This is a genomic window from Cobetia marina (assembly GCF_001720485.1).
Lineage (GTDB): Bacteria > Pseudomonadota > Gammaproteobacteria > Pseudomonadales > Halomonadaceae > Cobetia > Cobetia marina.
The window spans coordinates 531,029-550,629 of the sequence record NZ_CP017114.1; the positions used below are offsets into that span (position 1 = coordinate 531,029).

The 19,601-nt window shown below is 61.1% G+C and carries 10 protein-coding genes and 2 rRNA genes; 9 read left to right on the forward strand and 3 right to left on the reverse strand.

Going from position 1 to position 19,601, the window contains the following annotated elements; translation table 11 throughout:
- Nucleotides 1-223: 223 nt before the first annotated feature.
- The 3 genes from BFX80_RS02305 (at nt 224) to BFX80_RS02315 (ending at nt 3,986) form a co-directional block, all read left to right on the forward strand.
- Nucleotides 224-3,112: ribosomal RNA gene (locus BFX80_RS02305) — 23S ribosomal RNA — on the forward strand.
- A gap of 138 nt (nt 3,113-3,250) precedes the next feature.
- Nucleotides 3,251-3,366: ribosomal RNA gene (rrf, locus tag BFX80_RS02310) — 5S ribosomal RNA — on the forward strand.
- A 287-nt stretch (nt 3,367-3,653) separates the two neighbouring features.
- Nucleotides 3,654-3,986, forward strand: a complete 333-nt coding sequence (locus tag BFX80_RS02315; protein ID WP_157109421.1) for a hypothetical protein — start codon at nt 3,654-3,656, stop codon at nt 3,984-3,986.
- A 115-nt stretch (nt 3,987-4,101) separates the two neighbouring features.
- Here BFX80_RS02315 and BFX80_RS02320 read toward each other — a convergent pair whose 3' ends face one another.
- A complete protein-coding gene (locus tag BFX80_RS02320; RefSeq protein WP_084207876.1) occupies nt 4,102-4,947 on the reverse strand; it encodes an acyl-CoA thioesterase in 846 nt (281 codons plus the stop codon).
- A 154-nt stretch (nt 4,948-5,101) separates the two neighbouring features.
- Here BFX80_RS02320 and tadA point away from each other — a divergent pair, with 154 nt between their 5' ends.
- Nucleotides 5,102-5,587 carry a tRNA adenosine(34) deaminase TadA gene (gene tadA / locus BFX80_RS02325; RefSeq protein WP_083730713.1) on the forward strand — a complete coding sequence of 162 codons (486 nt, stop codon included), beginning with the start codon at nt 5,102-5,104 and terminating at the stop codon, nt 5,585-5,587.
- A gap of 56 nt (nt 5,588-5,643) precedes the next feature.
- Here the strand turns inward: tadA and BFX80_RS02330 are convergent, their stop codons facing one another.
- Entirely contained in the window at nt 5,644-7,599 is a 1,956-nt protein-coding gene (locus BFX80_RS02330) for a GGDEF domain-containing protein (RefSeq protein WP_077380192.1), read from the reverse strand.
- Nucleotides 7,600-7,696: 97 nt separating this feature from the next.
- Complete coding sequence (gene mltF / locus BFX80_RS02335) at nt 7,697-9,190, reverse strand: membrane-bound lytic murein transglycosylase MltF (RefSeq protein WP_077380190.1); 1,494 nt, start codon at nt 9,188-9,190, stop codon at nt 7,697-7,699.
- A 172-nt stretch (nt 9,191-9,362) separates the two neighbouring features.
- Here mltF and purL point away from each other — a divergent pair, with 172 nt between their 5' ends.
- The 5 genes from purL (at nt 9,363) to BFX80_RS02360 (ending at nt 19,554) form a co-directional block, all read left to right on the forward strand.
- Entirely contained in the window at nt 9,363-13,277 is a 3,915-nt protein-coding gene (gene purL, locus BFX80_RS02340) for a phosphoribosylformylglycinamidine synthase (protein ID WP_077380230.1), read from the forward strand.
- Nucleotides 13,278-13,516: 239 nt separating this feature from the next.
- Nucleotides 13,517-15,163: an FMN-binding glutamate synthase family protein gene (locus BFX80_RS02345; RefSeq protein ID WP_084207877.1), complete on the forward strand. Its 1,647-nt coding sequence runs from the start codon at nt 13,517-13,519 to the stop codon at nt 15,161-15,163.
- Nucleotides 15,164-15,388: 225 nt separating this feature from the next.
- Complete coding sequence (locus BFX80_RS02350; RefSeq protein ID WP_084207878.1) at nt 15,389-16,210, forward strand: crotonase/enoyl-CoA hydratase family protein; 822 nt, start codon at nt 15,389-15,391, stop codon at nt 16,208-16,210.
- A 233-nt stretch (nt 16,211-16,443) separates the two neighbouring features.
- Nucleotides 16,444-18,219, forward strand: coding sequence for a DEAD/DEAH box helicase (locus tag BFX80_RS02355; protein WP_084207879.1), 1,776 nt, complete (start codon nt 16,444-16,446; stop codon nt 18,217-18,219).
- Nucleotides 18,220-18,339: 120 nt separating this feature from the next.
- A complete protein-coding gene (locus BFX80_RS02360) occupies nt 18,340-19,554 on the forward strand; it encodes a nucleotidyl transferase family protein (RefSeq protein WP_167592962.1) in 1,215 nt (404 codons plus the stop codon).
- Nucleotides 19,555-19,601: the final 47 nt, after the last annotated feature.

Here is a 19,601-nt window from a genome sequence, read left to right on the forward strand (position 1 = left end):
GGTTCAAGCTTCTACTACCTGATAATGCTGACAGTTCACAGTGACAAGCATATCGCCTTCCTCGAGAAGGTTGTGTGACTTCTCACTGTTCTCTGAACAGCCGCTCTTTAACAATGTGAATCATGCTGACGATGGAATGTGCGCCAAGCACATCTCCATCAAAACGATATGTCGGAGAGGTCCGACAGATTCGTAATCCTTGACAGACCCCTTGGGGTTATATGGTCAAGCGATTAAGCGCATACGGTGGATGCCTTGGCAGCCAGAGGCGATGAAGGACGTGATAGCCTGCGATAAGCGTTGGCGAGGTGGCAAATACCCTGCGACCCAACGATTTCCGAATGGGGAAACCCACTCACCATCAGGTGAGTATCTATAGGCCAATACATAACCTATAGAGGCAAACCCGGGGAACTGAAACATCTAAGTACCCGGAGGAAAAGAAATCAACCGAGATTCCCCAAGTAGCGGCGAGCGAACGGGGACCAGCCCTTAAGCGATACAACTGACAGACGAACAAGCTGGGAAGCTTGACGATACAGGGTGATAGTCCCGTAGTCGAAGTCTGAGTATCGTGAAATCGAGTAGGTCGGGGCACGAGAAACCTTGACTGAACATGGGGGGACCATCCTCCAAGGCTAAATACTCCTGGCTGACCGATAGTGAACCAGTACCGTGAGGGAAAGGCGAAAAGAACCCCGGCGAGGGGAGTGAAATAGATCCTGAAACCGTATGCGTACAAGCAGTGGGAGCACCTTCGTGGTGTGACCGCGTACCTTTTGTATAATGGGTCAGCGACTTATATTCTGTGGCGAGCTTAACCGTATAGGGGAGGCGTAGCGAAAGCGAGTCTTAACTGGGCGACCAGTCGCAGGGTATAGACCCGAAACCGGGCGATCTATCCATGGCCAGGGTGAAGATTGAGTAACATCAATTGGAGGCCCGAACCCAAGTATGTTGAAAAATGCTGGGATGAGCTGTGGATCGGAGTGAAAGGCTAATCAAGCCCGGAGATAGCTGGTTCTCCTCGAAAGCTATTTAGGTAGCGCCTCACGTATCACCGCTGGGGGTAGAGCACTGTTTCGGCTAGGGGGTCATCCCGACTTACCAACCCGAGGCAAACTCCGAATACCAGTGAGTGCAGCGTGGGAGACACACAGCGGGTGCTAACGTCCGTTGTGAAAAGGGAAACAACCCAGACCGTCAGCTAAGGTCCCAAAATCCTGATTAAGTGGGAAACGATGTGGGAAGGCTCAGACAGCTAGGAGGTTGGCTTAGAAGCAGCCATCCTTTAAAGAAAGCGTAATAGCTCACTAGTCGAGTCGGCCTGCGCGGAAGATATAACGGGGCTAAATCAGGTACCGAAGCTACGGGTTCATCCTTATGGATGAGCGGTAGAGGAGCGTCGTGTAAGCCAATGAAGGTGGATTGAGAAGTCTGCTGGAGGTATCACGAGTGCGAATGCTGACATGAGTAACGATAAGGGGAGTGAAAAACTCCCCCGCCGGAAGACCAAGGTTTTCTGTTCTACGTTAATCGGAGCAGAGTGAGTCGGCCCCTAAGGCGAGGCGGAAACGCGTAGTCGATGGGAAACGGGTTAATATTCCCGTACCGGATGTGGTTGCGATGGGGGGACGAAGAAGGCTAGGTGAGCCAGGCGTTGGTTGTCCTGGTGAAAGCATGTAGGCCGAGGAATCAGGCAAATCCGGTTCCTCTGAGGTCGAGATGCGAGACGAACTGACCACGGTCAGGAAGTCATCGATGCCACGCTTCCAGGAAAAGCCTCTAAGCTTCAGATCACATGCGACCGTACCCCAAACCGACACAGGTGGTCAGGTAGAGAATACCAAGGCGCTTGAGAGAACTCGGGTGAAGGAACTAGGCAAAATGGCACCGTAACTTCGGGAGAAGGTGCACCGGTTCGAGTGAAGGACTTGCTCCGTAAGCTCTTACCGGTCGAAGATACCAGGTGGCTGCAACTGTTTATTAAAAACACAGCACTCTGCAAACGCGCAAGCGGACGTATAGGGTGTGACGCCTGCCCGGTGCCGGAAGGTTAATTGATGGGGTTAGGATTCGTCCGAAGCTCTTGATCGAAGCCCCGGTAAACGGCGGCCGTAACTATAACGGTCCTAAGGTAGCGAAATTCCTTGTCGGGTAAGTTCCGACCTGCACGAATGGCGTAATGATGGCCACGCTGTCTCCACCCGAGACTCAGTGAAATTGAAATCGCAGTGAAGATGCTGTGTACCCGCGGCTAGACGGAAAGACCCCGTGAACCTTTACTATAGCTTTACACTGGATGCTGATGTTGTCTGTGTAGGATAGCTGGGAGGCTTTGAAACCACGTCGCCAGATGCGGTGGAGCCAACCTTGAAATACCAGCCTGACATCATTGGCGTTCTAACTCAGGTCCGTTATCCGGATCGAGGACAGTGTATGGTGGGTAGTTTGACTGGGGCGGTCTCCTCCTAAAGAGTAACGGAGGAGCACGAAGGTACCCTCAGCACGGTTGGAAATCGTGCATTGAGTGCAAGAGCATAAGGGTGCTTGACTGCGAGACAGACACGTCGAGCAGGTACGAAAGTAGGTTCTAGTGATCCGGTGGTTCTGTATGGAAGGGCCATCGCTCAACGGATAAAAGGTACTCCGGGGATAACAGGCTGATACCGCCCAAGAGTTCACATCGACGGCGGTGTTTGGCACCTCGATGTCGGCTCATCACATCCTGGGGCTGAAGTCGGTCCCAAGGGTATGGCTGTTCGCCATTTAAAGTGGTACGCGAGCTGGGTTTAGAACGTCGTGAGACAGTTCGGTCCCTATCTGCCGTGGGCGTCGGAAGTTTGAGAAGAGCTGCTCCTAGTACGAGAGGACCGGAGTGGACGAACCTCTGGTGTTCGGGTTGTCATGCCAATGGCATTGCCCGGTAGCTACGTTCGGACGGGATAACCGCTGAAAGCATCTAAGCGGGAAGCCCCCTTCAAGATGAGACTTCCCTGAGGCCTTGCGCCTCCTGAAGGGCCCTTGAAGACTACAAGGTTGATAGGCTGGGTGTGGAAGCACAGCAATGTGTTGAGCTAACCAGTACTAATTGCCCGTGAGGCTTGACCATATAACACCCAAGGGGTTTGCACAGGCAAACCGCCGGGATTGCGACAGGATAGACGACATATCGGTCAGCATGATTCATATTGCGAGTTGCGAGGCCACAAGCCTCGAGACTCAGGCATCGCAAGATGCCACCGTTTCGCCTGACGACCATAGCGAGCGTGAACCACCCGATCCCATGCCGAACTCGGAAGTGAAACCGCTTAGCGCCGATGGTAGTGTGGAGTTTCTCCATGTGAGAGTAGGTCATCGTCAGGCACTTATACTGAACCGCCCCTGCAGCCCAGCTGCAAGGGCGGTTCTCTTTGTGCGTGAGAAAGTTGCGCTCTCAGAAGGTTGTGCGAGAGAGGGCCATGGATAAGCGAAGCCCGCTGAAACATTGACTCAAGAAGCCGCTATCATTTCCGTGATAGCGGCTTCCTTGTTTATTGATCAGTGCGGAGGGTGAAGTACGGCAGTACTCTGCTGATGATCAGTCTCATGGGCAGGCATTCCACGTTCTCGGGGGATATTCTTTCTACTGCAGAACATGATCGATGACTGCGATGTCATTGAATACCATGCACGGGACGACTCATGAACAAGCGCAAGGAGGCGGCATGTCGAGGTACTTTTCATTTATCCCATCAAGGTCATTGCTGGCAGGGTTGATGGTGCTCTTGATAGGTCTGATGGCTTCAGAGGTGGCATCTGCTGGTGAGCGTGAAGAGAAGATAAAACGTTGCCAGTTCATCAAGAACAAGATCGAATATTATACTGGCATGCGTCGTGGCGGCGGGTCTTCAGGCCAGATGCGTAGTTGGCAGTCTCAGCGCAATGACTACAAGCAGCGTTATCGGGACGAGAACTGTACGCGGGTCCGAACGGCACTGAAGTGATCTGCATCTCGTGGCAATGGCGGTGGTTGCAGCACGACCCCTTGGCTGCAAGTCAGAACAAACGATGCCCCTCAAGAGTGCTTCTCAAGAGGGGCATCGTCGTTCCATCGATCGTTCAGGAGCGTTGGCGCAGGCGCGTCAGCCCTTCCTGAGCGCTTGACGCGACCAATTCGCCATGGCGATTGTAGAGGCTGCCGCGCGAGAAGCTGCGAGCACCGCCTGCCCATGGGCTATCCATCTCGTACAGCAACCAGTCGTTGACGCGAACATCCTGGTGGAACCAGAGTGAGTGATCCAGGCTGGCCATCTGCAGCTCCGGGGAGCCGAAGCGTACACCGTGTCCTCCCAGCGCAGTGGCCAGCAGGTTGAAGTCGGAGCTGTAGGTCAGGAGATAACGGTGCAGAGCATCATCTTCCGGCAGCTCGCCTGAAAGACGGAACCAGAGGCGCTGACGAGGTGGCGCTGATGACGCGCCCTCGCTTGTCGTATCCGGGGCCTTCATGCGCAGGAACTCGATGGGATGGCCCTCGTAACACTCGATGCGTGCCCCCTGTTCGATCAACTGCTCAGGGGATTCGATATCGGGCATGGCGAGCTGATGCGTGAAGCCCTCTTCCTTGCCATGGAAGGAGGCGCTGCAGAAGAAGATGGTCTTGCCGTTCTGGATGGCGCTGATGCGTCGGGTCGTGAAGCTGCCGCCATCACGTACGCCATCGACCTGGTAGACGACTGGCTTGTGAGCATCCCCCGGGCGAAGAAAGTAGCCATGCAGCGAATGCACCTTCCGTTCCGAGGGGACGGTGCGTGTCGCGGCGGACAACGCTTGGCCAAGTACCTGCCCCCCGAACAGTTGTGGAAAGCCGAGATCCTGGCTGTGACCCCGGAAGAGGTTCTCTTCCAGAGTTTCCAGCCCCAGCAAGGTGACGAGTGATTCAAGCGGTGTCGGTGAAGCGTCGGTCATCGTCCCATCCTTCAGGAAAAAGAGTCACGGCAAGCGGCTTTGATACGAGCAAATGAGCGGGTTGGCATTAGTCGGTATCATGTCGCTTGCGCCAATGACATCAGGATACCGGAGAATGACGGTGAGCGACGAGAGCGTGAGGTCTGAGGCGGCGATGCCTCGCAAGGATCAGTACTACATGCACCGCGCCCTGGATCAGGCGCGGCTGGCATTGGAGGCCGGAGAGGTGCCGGTGGGGGCCGTCGTGGTGAACCCACAGGGGGAGATCATCGGGAGCGGGTTCAATGCCCCGGTGGGGACTCCGGATCCGACGGCACACGCCGAGATTCAGGCACTGCGTTCAGCAGCGGCCAGGCTTGGCAACTATCGGCTTGATGACTGCACGCTCTATGTCACCCTCGAGCCCTGCATGATGTGCAGTGGCGCCCTGATCCATGCCCGTGTGGCGCGCGTGGTATATGGTGCCGCTGAGCCGAAGACGGGGATGGTGGAGTCTCGGGCCAACCTCTTCGTGCAGCCGTGGCATAACCATCAGGTACAGATAGAAGGTGGGGTGCTGGCTGCCCAGGCGAAACGCCTGCTCAAGCAGTTCTTTGCCGAGCGGCGCGCTGCCGCGTTGCCAACCGATGCGTCACCCTGACTCGGCGCTTGCCATGACCCTGCGATGAAGCCGGTGCTTCAAGGGAGCATGAGGCTTCAGGCGGCGACCTGGACCTGATTGCGCCCACTGGACTTGGCGCGATACAGCGCCTCATCCGCCGCCTGGAGCAGTGCTTCCAGTCGCAGAGGTGCTCTGGCCACGCAGGCCATGCCAACCGAGACGGTGACGACACTGTCCGTGGCAGGCTGGGGGAGACCTGCCGCCTGTACGGCACGACGCAGCTCTTCCGCGAGCGTCCGGCCGACAGCACGAGGGCATTCGGGGATGCAGACGACGAATTCCTCGCCGCCGAAACGTGCCAGAATCCCTCCCGCTGCCTCGACAGGCGCTCGCGATACCGAGGCTATCTTCTGCAGATAGCGATCGCCCTCGAGGTGCCCCAGCTTGTCGTTGATCGATTTGAAGAAATCGATGTCCAGTATCATCACCGTCAGTGGCATCTGGCCATTGAAGGTCTGCACCTGCTCGAGGAAATAACGGCGATTGGGGAGCTGGGTCAGCTCATCATGACGTGCCAGCCATTGTATCTCGTTCTGCAGTCGCTCTCGGCGCGTCATCTCTTCCTTCAGGGCATCGTTGGCTTGCTTGACGATGCCATGCTCCTGGGAGACGCGGCGGTACATGTAGACCACCAGGAAGAGCAGATACGAGAGCATGATGCCGGTCAGGAGCGTGACTTCTGGCAGGCGGCCACGGCTTGCTGCGAGGTAATGCTGCGTCGGCTGCAAGCCCAGCGTCAGGTCCGTGGCGGGAAGTTCGATGGGGATTCGATGCCCCCAGGGAGCAAGACGGCTTTCCGGGCCTACATGAATGTAGACATTGCTGCGTTCTGACAACGTGATGGCAAAGGCATCATTGCGGGCGGCATCCAGTGCCTGGTCCAGCAGCGGTGCCAGATCTACCACCATGGCGATGGCGCCGAGGATGTCGCCATCACGCGGATTGCGCACAGGCAGGTAGGACACCATGCCCTTGCCGCCCTGCAGGAGATCGATGATGCCGGTGTGGCCTTCAATGCCCAGCTCCAGCGGATTGCGCAGGGGAGTATCTGGCTGGGCATCAAATAGCCTCACGCCCAGCAGATCATGGTTGCCGCCCTTGTCGGGGAATACCAGAGTCACCACGCTGTCGGGATCAATGAAGGCGATATTCTGGAAGTAATTGAAATCATTGTAATAATTTCGTGCCAGACGTTGCCATTCACCCCGTGAAGGTGTCTGCCCCATCAGGCTCCAGAAGCCGGCGAAGCGCCGCATGGCATTGAGTTGATCATCGATCTCGCGTGAGAGCTGTGTCGCGATCTTGTCGCCCAGTACATAGGTCGCCTGGTTGATGCGGTTGTTCTCATCCTTGGTCTGCTGTTGCCACGCCAGAAGACAGACGAGCGTGATGGAGGCAGAGATGGCCAGGGGCAGCACGTTGCGTCGCCACATGCGAGTGAGCGCTGGCAGCAGATCTAGCCATTGTGCAGCCAGAAGCAAGCCCAGGAAGGCAAGCAGCGTGGTTCGCTCCACCCCTACCAGCGGCATGCTGGCCACGGAGAGACTCGGGTCGGCGATGATGGCGAAGATCAGTATGAGAGTCGTCTGCGCCAGCTGTATCGTGGCGCCGAAGCCCAGGCGCATCCGCAAGAGAGAACAGCAGTTGAGCCCCAGGCATGCCAGCAGAATCAGAATCGGAGGGCGAATGTTGGCGACATGCCAGTCACCGGGCAGGGCGGTCAGCAACGCGCCCCAATGATCGACACCGACCCAGCTTTCCGGCAAGAGAAAGGTGCAGGTAAGCACCAGGTTGATGAGCAGGGACATGCCGAGAAACAGTGGACTGAGGAACAGGTTGCGCCAGTGCCACGCAGTCTGTCCTGCCGCCTGCAATGTCAGCATGATCAACAGCAGTGCATTGGCTTCGTGGCCGGCGCGAGGCCAGAGGCCCAGCAAGGCGACGCCGAAGGCAAGCAGGCCAAGCAACATCAAGATGAATCTGCGTGTCATTCCCTGTCCTTAGAAGCTCCTGATGCACCACGCCCCGTGCGCGCTTTTCTCGCCTGTCACGAGTCGCCGACAGGTTTCCCACTACCTTGTTCATGGATCACAGGATCGGGGGGACGGTATCGAAGGGATTGTTGTCCCCTTCATCATCGGTTATCTGGCGCTCATTCAGCTGATAGAACTGCTGCTGACTGCGGTAAACATAGTTGAGTATTTCATAATACCGCCGGATGTTGCGTACATAGATGACAGGCTCACCACCGCGGGCATAGCCATAACGTACCTGTTGATACCATTGGCGTTTCTGCAGCAGAGGCAGCGCCTCGCGCACATCCTTCCAGTGGTCGGGGTTGCCACCCTTCATGCGCACGATGCGCCTGGCATCCAGCAGGTGCCCGAGACCGACATTGTAGGCTGCCAATGTCATCCAGGTCCGGTCCGGCTCCTGAATTCCTTCGGGAAGACGTCCCTTTATACTCACAAGATAGCGTGACCCGCCATCGATACTCTGGACGGGGTCCAAACGATTGGCCACGTTCATCTCGCGGGCGGTGGCGTTGGTCAGCATCATCAGCCCACGTACCCCGGTAGGTGACGTCGCTTTCGGTTGCCAATGGGATTCCTGGTACCCCACCGCCGCCAGCAGTTTCCAATCGATGCCGGTATCGCGAGCGGCTTGCTTGAAGGTATCGATGTAGCGCGGGAGCCGCTCTCGTGCCTGGCGGATGAAGGTACGCGCGCCCACATATTCCAGATAGTCATCATGCCCGAAGTACTGGTCGACCAGCTGGTCCAGGGTGCCGTCCTCGCTGCGTGTCTCGAGAAAATCGTTGGCAGCGCTCAGCAAGGAGATATCTCCTTGCGCCGGGAAGGCCCAGGCCAGAGTCAATGGGTCCCCCACGGTGAAACCGTTCTCCACATTGGGGAAGAACAGCCGATTGAGCTTGAACTGGTGGGCGTAGACGACCGCCACGTCCAGGCTGTCTTCCTCGATGCGCTGCAGGAGGTCGGCCACCTCGAGTTCGCCGGTTTCCTTCCAGCTGAGCTCGGGAAGCTGCTGTTGAAGCTCATGCAGAATCAGGCTGGTACCGGCTCCCTTGATGACGCCGATCCGCTTGCCGACCAGATCTTCAAGCTCTCTGGGCGGCTGCATTCCGCGTCGATAGACCACCATCGCCTGCAGTTCGAGAATCGGGCGAGTGAAGCGCAGCCCCTGCTCTGACAGGTCAAGAGGGAGGGTGGCGGCGGCAAAATCGGCCTGATCATCACGCACGCTTCGGGTGAGGGATTCGATATTGTGTTCTGCATCCATCGACAGGCTGACGCCGAGGTAGTCGGCAAAGTCTCGCGCCAGCTCATACTCGAAACCGGTGGGGCCCTGACGGCCACGGTAGTAGGTGGTCGGGCTGTTGCGAGTCACCACCTGAAGGAAGTCGCGCGTGCGAACATCGTCAAGCCGGGAGGGCGGGGCGATCAGGGTCTTTTCCGGCAACAGCAGGGCCAGCGCCATCACCACGAGCGCAAGCCACCGGCGCGAATGGCGCAGCAGTGCTTGCAGGGGCGTGATGAGGGAGGAAAGCGAGGTCTTGAGCATGCGTCAGCATCATTCACGGCAGGGGTTTCACCATACCGACAGCGCTTCACACTGTCATCCAACGCATGTGACTGTCGGGCTTCGTTCACGGGCGGCTTTCACGTATGATATGCGCTTGCTGCCGCCGCTCGGCGGTTGTCCGTTCACGCTGCTTCAGAGGCTTTCCCTGACCATGCTCGAACTGCGAGGCGCGCCTGCCCTTTCCGCCTTCCGTCACTCCCGTCTACTGGCTGCATTGCGCGAGCTGGTGCCGGAGGTGGAATCCCTTCATGCCGAGTACCTGCATCTGGCCGAGGTCGATGGTGAACTGAGCAGTACCGACCGGACCACGCTCGAGCGTCTGCTGGACTACGGCCCCAGTCGCGACGAGAGCTCTCCCGAAGGTCATCTCTTCCTCGTCGTTCCCCGCCTCGGCACGCTGTCGCCCTGGTCTTCCAAGGCCACCGACATCGCTGCCAACTGTGGTCTCCCGCAAGTCCGCCGCCTCGAACGTGGCATCGCCTATCGCATCAAGCTCGACGCCCCTCTGAGCGAAGAACTCTTCGCCACGCTGTCTTCCCGCCTGCACGACCGCATGACCGAAACGGTGCTGACGCGTACTCAGGACGCGGCGCGCCTCTTCCAGCATCAGGCCCCGGCAAAGCTTGCTCATGTCGACATCCTCGGCGGTGGTCGTGACGCACTGGTGCAGGCCAATGGCTCTCTGGGCCTGGCACTGGCGGATGACGAGATCGATTATCTGGTCGAGTCCTTCAAGACTCTGGGCCGCAATCCTGCCGACATCGAACTGATGATGTTCGCCCAGGCGAACTCCGAGCATTGCCGCCACAAGATCTTCAATGCGGACTGGACCATCGACGGCGAAGCGCAGTCGCACTCGCTGTTCAAGATGATCAAGAACACCTACCAGCATCATCCGGATGGCGTGCTGTCCGCCTACAGTGACAATGCCGCCGTCATGGCAGGCCCGACCGCCGGGCGTTACTTCCCGACAGGCGAAGGTCACATCTATACCTACCATCAGGAACCGATCAACATCCTGATGAAGGTCGAGACTCACAACCACCCGACCGCCATCGCCCCCTATCCGGGCGCCGCGACCGGTGCCGGTGGCGAGATTCGTGATGAAGGCGCGACCGGTGTCGGCTCCAAGCCGAAAGCGGGTCTGACCGGCTTCAGCGTCTCCAACCTGCGTATCCCGGGCTTCGAACAGCCGTGGGAGCACGACTACGGCAAGCCGGAGCGCATCAAGACCGCCTACGACATCATGCTCGAAGGTCCGATCGGTGGCGCTGCCTTCAACAACGAATTCGGCCGCCCCAACCTCAACGGCTACTTCCGTACCTATGAGCAGGATGCCTTCGGCGCCGGTGGCATCGAGCGTCGCGGCTATCACAAGCCGATCATGCTGGCGGGCGGCTACGGCAACATCCGCAGCCAGCACGTCGAGAAGGGCGACATTCCGGTCGGTGCCAAGCTGATCGTGATGGGTGGCCCGGCGATGCTGATCGGTCTGGGTGGCGGTGCCGCCTCTTCCATGGCCTCCGGCAGCTCCAGCGAAGACCTCGACTTCGCCTCCGTGCAGCGTGACAACGCCGAGATGGAGCGTCGCGTGCAGGAAGTCATCGATCGCTGCTGGGCGCTGGATGACAAGAACCCGATCTGCTTCATCCACGATGTCGGCGCGGGCGGTCTGTCCAACGCACTGCCGGAGCTGGTCAAGGATGGCGGTCGCGGTGGTCTGTTCGATCTGCGCGCCGTGCCGAGCGCCGAATCCGGCATGAGCCCGCTGGAAATCTGGTGCAACGAATCCCAGGAGCGCTACGTGCTGGCGGTGGCGCCGGAGAATCTGGCCACCTTCGAAGCGCTGTGCGAGCGTGAGCGCTGCCTCTACGCCGTGGTCGGGGAAGCACTGGAAGAGCACGAGCTGATCGTCAAGGACGGTCACTTCGATACGCGTCCGGTCGACCTGCCGATGGACGTGCTGTTCGGCAAGCCGCCCAAGATGTCACGCAGCTTCGAGCGTCAGGCGCTGGAACTGCCGGCACTGGCACTGGACAACCTCGACCCGCGTGAAGCGATGACCCGTGTGCTGCAGCTGCCCACCGTCGCCTCCAAGAAATTCCTGATCACCATCGGTGACCGCTCGATCACCGGCATGGTCGCGCGTGACCAGATGGTCGGTCCGTGGCAGGTACCGGTGGCGGATTGCGCCGTCACCACCAGCTCCCTCGACAGCCACGTCGGTGAAGCGATGGCGATGGGCGAGCGCACGCCGGTCGCGCTGATCTCGCCGGCCGCCTCCGCGCGTCTGGCCGTGGCCGAGGTGATCACCAACCTCGCTGCCGCGCCGATCGCCAAGCTGTCTGACATCAAGCTCTCCGCCAACTGGATGAGCGCTGCCGATCACACCGGCGAGAATCAGGCGCTGTTTGATGCCGTCCACGCCGTCGGCATGGAACTGTGCCCGGCGCTGGATCTGACCATTCCGGTCGGCAAGGACTCGATGTCCATGCGTACCGCCTGGCAGGACGAGAACGGCGAAGACAAGTCGATCACCGCGCCGCTGTCGCTGGTGATGACAGGCTTCGCGCCGGTCACCGACGCCATGCGTACCCTCACGCCGCAGCTGCGTCGCACGCTGAATGGCGAGGCCGTGGAGACGGACCTGATCCTGATCGATCTCGGCCATGGCGCTCACCGTCTCGGTGGCTCCGCGCTGGCGCAGGTCTATGGACAGGTCGGCAATGACGCGCCGGATCTTGCCAAGCCGGAAGACCTCAAGCACTTCTTCGAGGCCATCCAGCGCTTCAATGTCGAAGGCAAGCTGCTGGCCTATCACGACCGCAGCGACGGTGGCCTGTTGACCACCCTGATGGAAATGTCCTTCGCGGGGCGTGTCGGTCTCGACATCTCCCTCGACTGGACCGCCGCCGAGCCGGGTCAGGCCACCGGCGCGCTGTTCGCGGAAGAGCTGGGTGCCGTGGTGCAGGTGCGTCGCGAGCACACCGAGTCCATTCTCGCCGAGCTCAAGGCCGTGGGTCTCGAGCACAGTGGCGTGATCGCCACGCCGCGTCATGATGAGCAGATCAACATCACGCTGCTGGGCCAGAACCTGCTCTCCACCACGCGTGCCAGTGCCGAGCGTCTGTGGGCCGAGACCAGCTATCGCATGCAGGCCGCGCGTGACAACGCCGATTGTGCCAAGAGCGAATTCGAGTCCATCAACGACGTGCGTGATCCGGGCCTCTCCGTCCAGGCCACCTTCGACGTCAACGAGGACATCGCGGCGCCGTACCTGAACACCGGTGCACGTCCGCGCATGGCGATCCTGCGTGAGCAGGGCGTCAATGGTCAGCTCGAGATGGCGGCAAGCTTCGACCGCGCCGGCTTCGAGGCGGTGGACGTCCACATGAGCGACATCCTTGAAGGACGTGTCGATCTGGACACCATGCGGGGTCTGGTCGCCTGTGGCGGCTTCTCCTACGGTGACGTGCTGGGCGCCGGCGGCGGCTGGGCCAAGTCGGTGCTGTTCAATGCGCGTGCGCGTGAACAGTTCGAGCGCTTCTTCCAGCGTGACGACAGCTTCGCGCTGGGCGTCTGCAACGGTTGCCAGATGCTCTCCCAGCTCAAGGAGCTGATCCCGGGGGCCGAGGCCTGGCCGCGCTTCGTGCGCAACGAGTCCGAGCAGTTCGAGGCGCGTGTCGCGATGGTCGAGGTCGAGAAGAGTGCCTCGCTGTTCCTCGATGGCATGGAAGGCTCGCGCCTGCCGATCGCCATCGCGCATGGTGAAGGGCGTGCCGAGTTCCGCGACAGCGCTCACCTGCGCAAGATGCAGAGCAGCGGCCAGGTGGCACTGCGCTACGTCGACAACTACGGCCAGACCACCACGCGTTATCCGGCCAACCCGAACGGCTCGCCGTCCGGTATCACCGGTCTCACCACCAACGACGGGCGCGTCACCATCATGATGCCGCACCCGGAGCGTGTGGCGCGCGCCGTCACCAACTCCTGGCGTCCGGATGACTGGGAGCAGGATGGCGCCTGGTTGCGCATGTTCCGCAATGCACGTCGTTGGGTCGATTGATCCCGCGAGAGCGCGCAATGCACAGGTGATGATTGCCTGACCGACGCCCCCATGGTGAACGCCATGGGGGCGTCTTGCGTTCTGACTGACGCGCGAGCCGATTGGCTGGCGGCATCTGGCTCCCTCAACGTGGCGTTCCACGTCGGGAGCTGGGTGTCGGACGCCGGGTGGCTTAAGGTGGGGGATGCCTCGAGGTCTGGGGCACGAATCCCTGCCTGACACATTACAAGGATGTCGTGATGAAGCTGAAATGGTCGCTGTTGCCGCGTTATTCCGTCTTTCTGCTCTGTGTGCTGGGGGCTCTCGTCTGTCTGCTTCTGACGATGCAGACCCCCTGGGTGTGGCCGCTGGCCGTGATCTTTCTGCTGTTGGTCGCCGTCGGCATCAACGACATGCGGCAGTCGGATTACGCCGTGCGGCGCAACTACCCGGTGATCGGCAACATGCGCTATCTGTTCAAGGCGCTGCGTCCGGAGATGCGTCAGTACCTGTTCGAGTCGGATACCGACCAGCTACCGTTCTCCCACAAGCAACGTGAGCTGGTCTATGCCCGCGGACGCCAGCGCAATTCCTCGCAGCCCTTCGGTACCTTGCTGGATGTCTACTCCGACAGTTACGAATTCATCGGACACTCGATGCAGACCTCCGAAGTGCCTGACTTTCGTGACTTCCGTCTGACGATCGGCAATACGCAGTGTGCGCAGCCCTACAGTGCCTCGCTGTTCAACATCTCGGCGATGAGTTTCGGTTCGCTGAGTGGCAATGCCATCCGTGCGCTCAACAAGGGCGCGATGCTGGGAGGATTCGCGCACGATACCGGCGAGGGCAGCATCAGCCCCTACCATCGGGAATTCGCCGGCGATCTGATCTGGGAGCTGGGCAGTGGCTATTTCGGCTGCCGCACCGCGAAGGGGGACTTCGATGCCGAGAAGTTCGCCCGTCAGGCGGCCAGCGAGCAAGTGAAGATGATCGAGATCAAGCTGAGCCAGGGAGCCAAGCCGGGGCATGGCGGTGTGCTGCCAGCCAGCAAGATCAGCCGCGAGATCGCCGAGACGCGTGACATTCCGATGGGCGAGGACTGCATCTCACCGGCCAGTCACAGCGCCTTCAGTACCCCTGTCGAGTTGCTGGAGTTCATCCAGCGGCTGAGAGAGCTGTCCGGCGGCAAGCCGGTCGGGTTCAAGATGTGTCTGGGCCAGCCCTGGGAGTTCATGGCCATCGTCAAGGCAATGCGCGAAACGGGAATCGTGCCGGACTTCATCGTGGTGGATGGCAGCGAGGGCGGCACCGGAGCCGCGCCGACGGAATTCACCGATCACCTCGGGACACCGCTGCGCGAAGGGCTGCTGTTCGTCCACAACACCCTGGTGGGCGCGGGGCTGCGTGATGACGTGCGCATCGGCGCCAGTGGCAAGATCATCAGTGCCTTCGATATCGCCTGCGTGCTGGCCTTGGGGGCGGATTGGGTCAATGCCGCGCGCGGTTACATGTTCGCCCTGGGCTGCATCCAGTCGCTGAGCTGTCATACCAACAAGTGTCCGACGGGCATCGCCACCCAGGATGATTTGCGACAGAAGTCGCTGGTGGTGGAAGACAAGGCCGAGCAGGTCCGGCACTTCCATCACAACACCCTGCATGCGCTGGCGGAAATCATCGCGGCCTCGGGGCTCTCGACGCCGTGGCAGATCACTCCGGACCATCTCGTGCATCGCGTGTCGGAGAATGAGGTGCGTCTGTTCTCGCACCTGCACCCCTTCCTGACGCCCGGCGCCTTGCTCAAGGAAGCGGACGATTTCCCCTTCTATCGCCGCGTGTGGGCGATGGCTCAGGCGGACAGCTTCCAGTCACGCTCGCTGGCAGACGTCTCGGGTGCCAAGCGCGAATAGACGTCATGCAAGAGGGTGCCTTGCGATGTCGATTGGCCGGGTGTGGCCCCTCTGCGACCAAACGACCGTTTCATGATGGCGTGCGGACAGCCACACTGGACCTCGAGATTGCGCTATCTGTCATTTGCCTCGCAGATACCTGATGTCGACATGGGCATTGGCTGCCCGTCGTGTCTCGTGAGCAATCGCTGACCGCCGTTTCATTCGCCGTTCGAGGGAGCCGCCATGAGTGATGCCGCAAAGTGCCCGTCCGCACGCCGCGTGACAGTGATGATCAATGAGCATGTCGCCGATGTGCGCCTCAATCGACCCGACAAGCACAATGGACTCGACTGGGCGATGATCGATGCCATCCTCGGTGCCCAGGCAGAGTTGCGGGCACGTGCCGAGGAGGGAGGGCTGCGAGCCATCGTGCTGTCCGGAGAAGGCGCCAGTTTCTGCGCGGGGCTCGACATGGCCGCCATCATGAGAGAGGCATCGCGGGTGCCGCAGTTGCTCGTCGCGGGGGCCAATGGCTGCACGCCTGAGCGCAATACCGTTCAGCAGCTGGCACTGGGCTGGCGGGATGCCGGCGTACCGGTGATCGCGGCCCTGCAGGGCAATGTCTTCGGGGGCGGGCTGCAGATCGCGCTGGGGGCGGATGTCCGACTGTGTGATCCGGATGCGCGCCTGGCGGTGCTCGAGATCGACTGGGGCATCATTCCTGACATGGGCATCAGCGTCACGGCACGTGGAGTGCGTCCTGACTGGTTGCATGAACTGAGCTGGAGCGGCCGCAAGGTTGCCGCCCGCGAGGCCCAGGAAGCCGGGCTCGTGACGCGCCTGGTCTCCAATCCGCGGGAAGAGGCATTGGCGCTGGCGCGGGAGATCGCGACACGTTCTCCCAGGGCGATTCGCTGCATCACCCGGCTGTATGCCGAGGCGCTGGCGGCACCGGAGGGCGAGGCACTTGCCCTGGAGGCCAGGCTGCAATCCGGCTTGCTCGGCCAGCCGGAGCACATGGAATGTGTTGGCGCCAGGCTTGAAGGTCGCACGCCGCGCTTCTGAGCGCACCTGACCTTCATTCGGGTTATCCACACCCGGTCGCTTTACCGCCGGGGGCGGGATCAGGATAATGGGTCTTCTGCAGGTGGATGGCTGCCTCACCCCTCATGGGCGGCCATTGCCCCTCAACCTGTGCCCCTTTTCCGTGACCCGGCGAGCTCTCATGTCTGCACCACTCTTTCTGATCATGCCGCTGCCCATGGCCGGCCCACGTGTCCTTGCAGGGAACAGCCGGCATGTTTGAGCTACGTCCCTATCAGCAGGAAGCCGTCCGGCGCACCGTGGAGCATTTCCGCAAGAGTGACGAGGCGGCGGTGGTCGTGCTACCCACCGGTAGCGGCAAGTCACTGGTGATCGCGGAGCTTGCGCGTATCGCGCGCGGGCGCGTGCTGGTGCTGGCGCATGTGCGCGAGCTGGTCGAGCAGAATCACGCCAAGTACGAATCCTATGGCAAGGAGGCCGACATCTTCAGTGCCGGCCTCAAGCGCAAGCAGGCCGCGCGTCAGGTGGTGTTCGGCTCGGTGCAGTCGGTGGTACGCAATCTCGCGGCCTTCACGCCAGGTGAGCAGACAGGTGCGTTCACGCTGCTGGTGATCGACGAGTGTCACCGGGTCTCGCTGGAGAAGGACGCCAGCTATCGCAAGGTCATCCATCATCTGCGTGAGCAAAATCCACGCCTCAAGGTGCTGGGGCTGACGGCGACGCCGTATCGCCTCGGGCAGGGCTTCATCTTCCATCGTCATTATCACGGCATGGTGCGCGGTGATGACGACTGCTTCTTCCGTGACTGCGTGTTCGAGCAACCGTTGCGCCTGATGGTGCGCCAGGGCTTTTTGAGCGAGCCGCGGCGTGTCGATGTCGCCGTGGCGCGCTATGACTTCTCGCAGCTGGCACCGGGGATCGGCGGCAGCTTCCAGGAAGCCGAGCTCAACGAGGTGGTGCAGGGCTCACGCGCGACGCCAGGCATCGTGCTGGATATCGTCTCCCAGGCACGCGAGCGACGTGGGGTGATGGTGTTCTGTTCCACCGTCGAGCATGCCGAGGAGGTCACGGGGCTCCTGCCCGAGGGTGAGGCGGCGTTGATCACCGGTGAGACGCCCGGCGATGAGCGCGAGCGCCTGATCCATGCCTTCAAGGCGCAGCAGCTCAAGTATCTGGTCAACGTGGCGGTGCTCACCACCGGCTTCGATGCCCCGCACGTGGACCTGATCGCCATCCTGCGGCCCACCGAGTCCGTCAGTCTCTATCAGCAGATCGTCGGGCGTGGGCTACGCCTGAGTCCCGGCAAGACGGACTGCCTGATTCTCGATTACGCCGGCAATCCCTGGGATCTCTACGCGCCGGAAGTCGCTACCCCCAAACCGGCAGGGGATACCGAGATCGTGCAGGTCGAGTGTCCCGTGTGCGGCAATGCCAATCTGTTCTGGGGGCGCAAGGATGGGGAGCTGGTGGTGGAGCACTTCGGGCGGCGTTGTCAGGGGCTGGTGGAGTCGCCCGACGGCGAGGGCAAGCCGCTGGTGCAGTGTGATTTCCGCTATCGCGCCAAGGCCTGTCCGCAGTGTGGCGAGGCCAATGACATCGCCGCGCGCCATTGTCACGCCTGTCAGGCGCGGCTGGTGGACCCGGATGACAAGCTGCGCGATGCGCTCAAGCTGCGTGATGCACGGGTGCTGCGCGTCAGTGGCTGGCAGCTGGAGGAGACGCGCAACGGGCGCGGTCTGCCACGCTTGAAGGTGACCTATTACGACGAGGATGGCACCGATCTGTCCGAGTGGTTCGCGCTCGAGACGTCCGCTCAGCGCCATGCCTTTCGCCTGAGCTTTCTCGCCCGGCACCTGCGGGCGCCGGGCAGTGACTGGGCGCCGAAGGACATCGCCGAGGTATTGGCCGGCGAGGAGCGCCTCAAGGCCCCTGACTTCGTCATCGGGCGCAAGAGCGGCCGCTACTGGCAGATCCGTGACAAGCTGTTCGATTACGCCGGGCGCTATCGCACCGGCATCGCGGCGGGGTGAGTCGTCTGCGTGACGCAGAGCATGACGCCTCCCGTACGAGACACGACGTCACGGGGATGCTGATCGGGGGCCGGGATTGGTAGACTGGCCGCTTCATACGTTTCAGGGAGAACTCACAAGGTGAGTGCCACCGATACCTCGGCCAGGCTGGTGTCCGGCTTACGCCCCAGCGGACACCTGACGCTCGGACACTATCATGCCGTGATCCGACGCTGGACCGAGCTGCAGTACCACCACGATGCCTATTTTCTGATCGCCGACTGGAACGCGCTGGCGGTCAGTGGGCATGCGCCCCATGAAATCGAGCAGTACAGCTGGGCCATGGTCATCGATTGCCTTGCCTGTGGGATCAACCCCAAGGTCGCCACCCTGTTCATCCAGTCGTGGGTGCCGGAGCTGACCGACGTGCACATGATCCTGTCCAGCGTGACGCCCAAGGCATGGCTGGAGCGTCTGCCCAGCTATCGTGAGATGGTGGCGGGACTCGGTGAGCAGCAGGGGGCCAGTTTCGCGATGTTGGGTGCCCCTCTGATGCAGGCGGCCGACATCCTGGCGCTGCGGGGCGAGGTCGTGCCCGCCGGACCGGAACAGCGCGCGCACATCGAGTTCACCCGCGAGGTGGCGAGGCGCTTCAACCATCGTTACGGACGCGACGCCGGCTTCGAGGAGCAGGCGGAGCGGGCCATCGCGCGGCTCGGCAAGAAGAGTGGTCGCCTGTATCGCGAATGGCTGAGTGACTATCAGGAAGAGGGGGATCTCGAGGCCTTCGAGCGCGCGCGTGGACTGCTGGCCGAGACCAGCAAGCTCAACCGCAATCAGCAGGAGCGCCTGCTCGGCTATCTGGAAGGCGGCGGGCGGCGCATCCTCGGTGAGCCGGAACACTGGCAGGGGGACAGCCAGCCGCTGCTGGGCATGGAACTCAAGACCCGGCTATCGTCGCATGAGGAGGCCATCTTCCTGCGCAGTGGGCGTGCCGAGATAGGCGCCAGCGTGCGCGAGATGCCCACCGACCCCGCGCGGGTGCGGCGCAGTGATCCGGGCGACCCTGAGCGTTGCCCGCTGTGGAGTCTGCATGAAAGCTTCACTCCCGAAGCGGACCGCAAGTGGGCGGCCGCAGGCTGTCGTGAGGCCAGTATCGGCTGCCTGGACTGCAAGGGCTGTCTGGTCGAGCATATCGATGCCACCCTGACGCCGATCCGCGATCGCGCCGAGGCGCTGGAAGGCGAGCATGGCAAGGTACGTACCATGATGACCGAGGGTGCCGAGCGTGCCCGGGACACCGTTCGCGATACTCTGGATGAGCTGCGACGCGTGATCGGCCTCACCTATCGGTGATCCGTCTTGCACAGGGCGTCGCGAATCCGGCAGGTCCCCGCGCCACC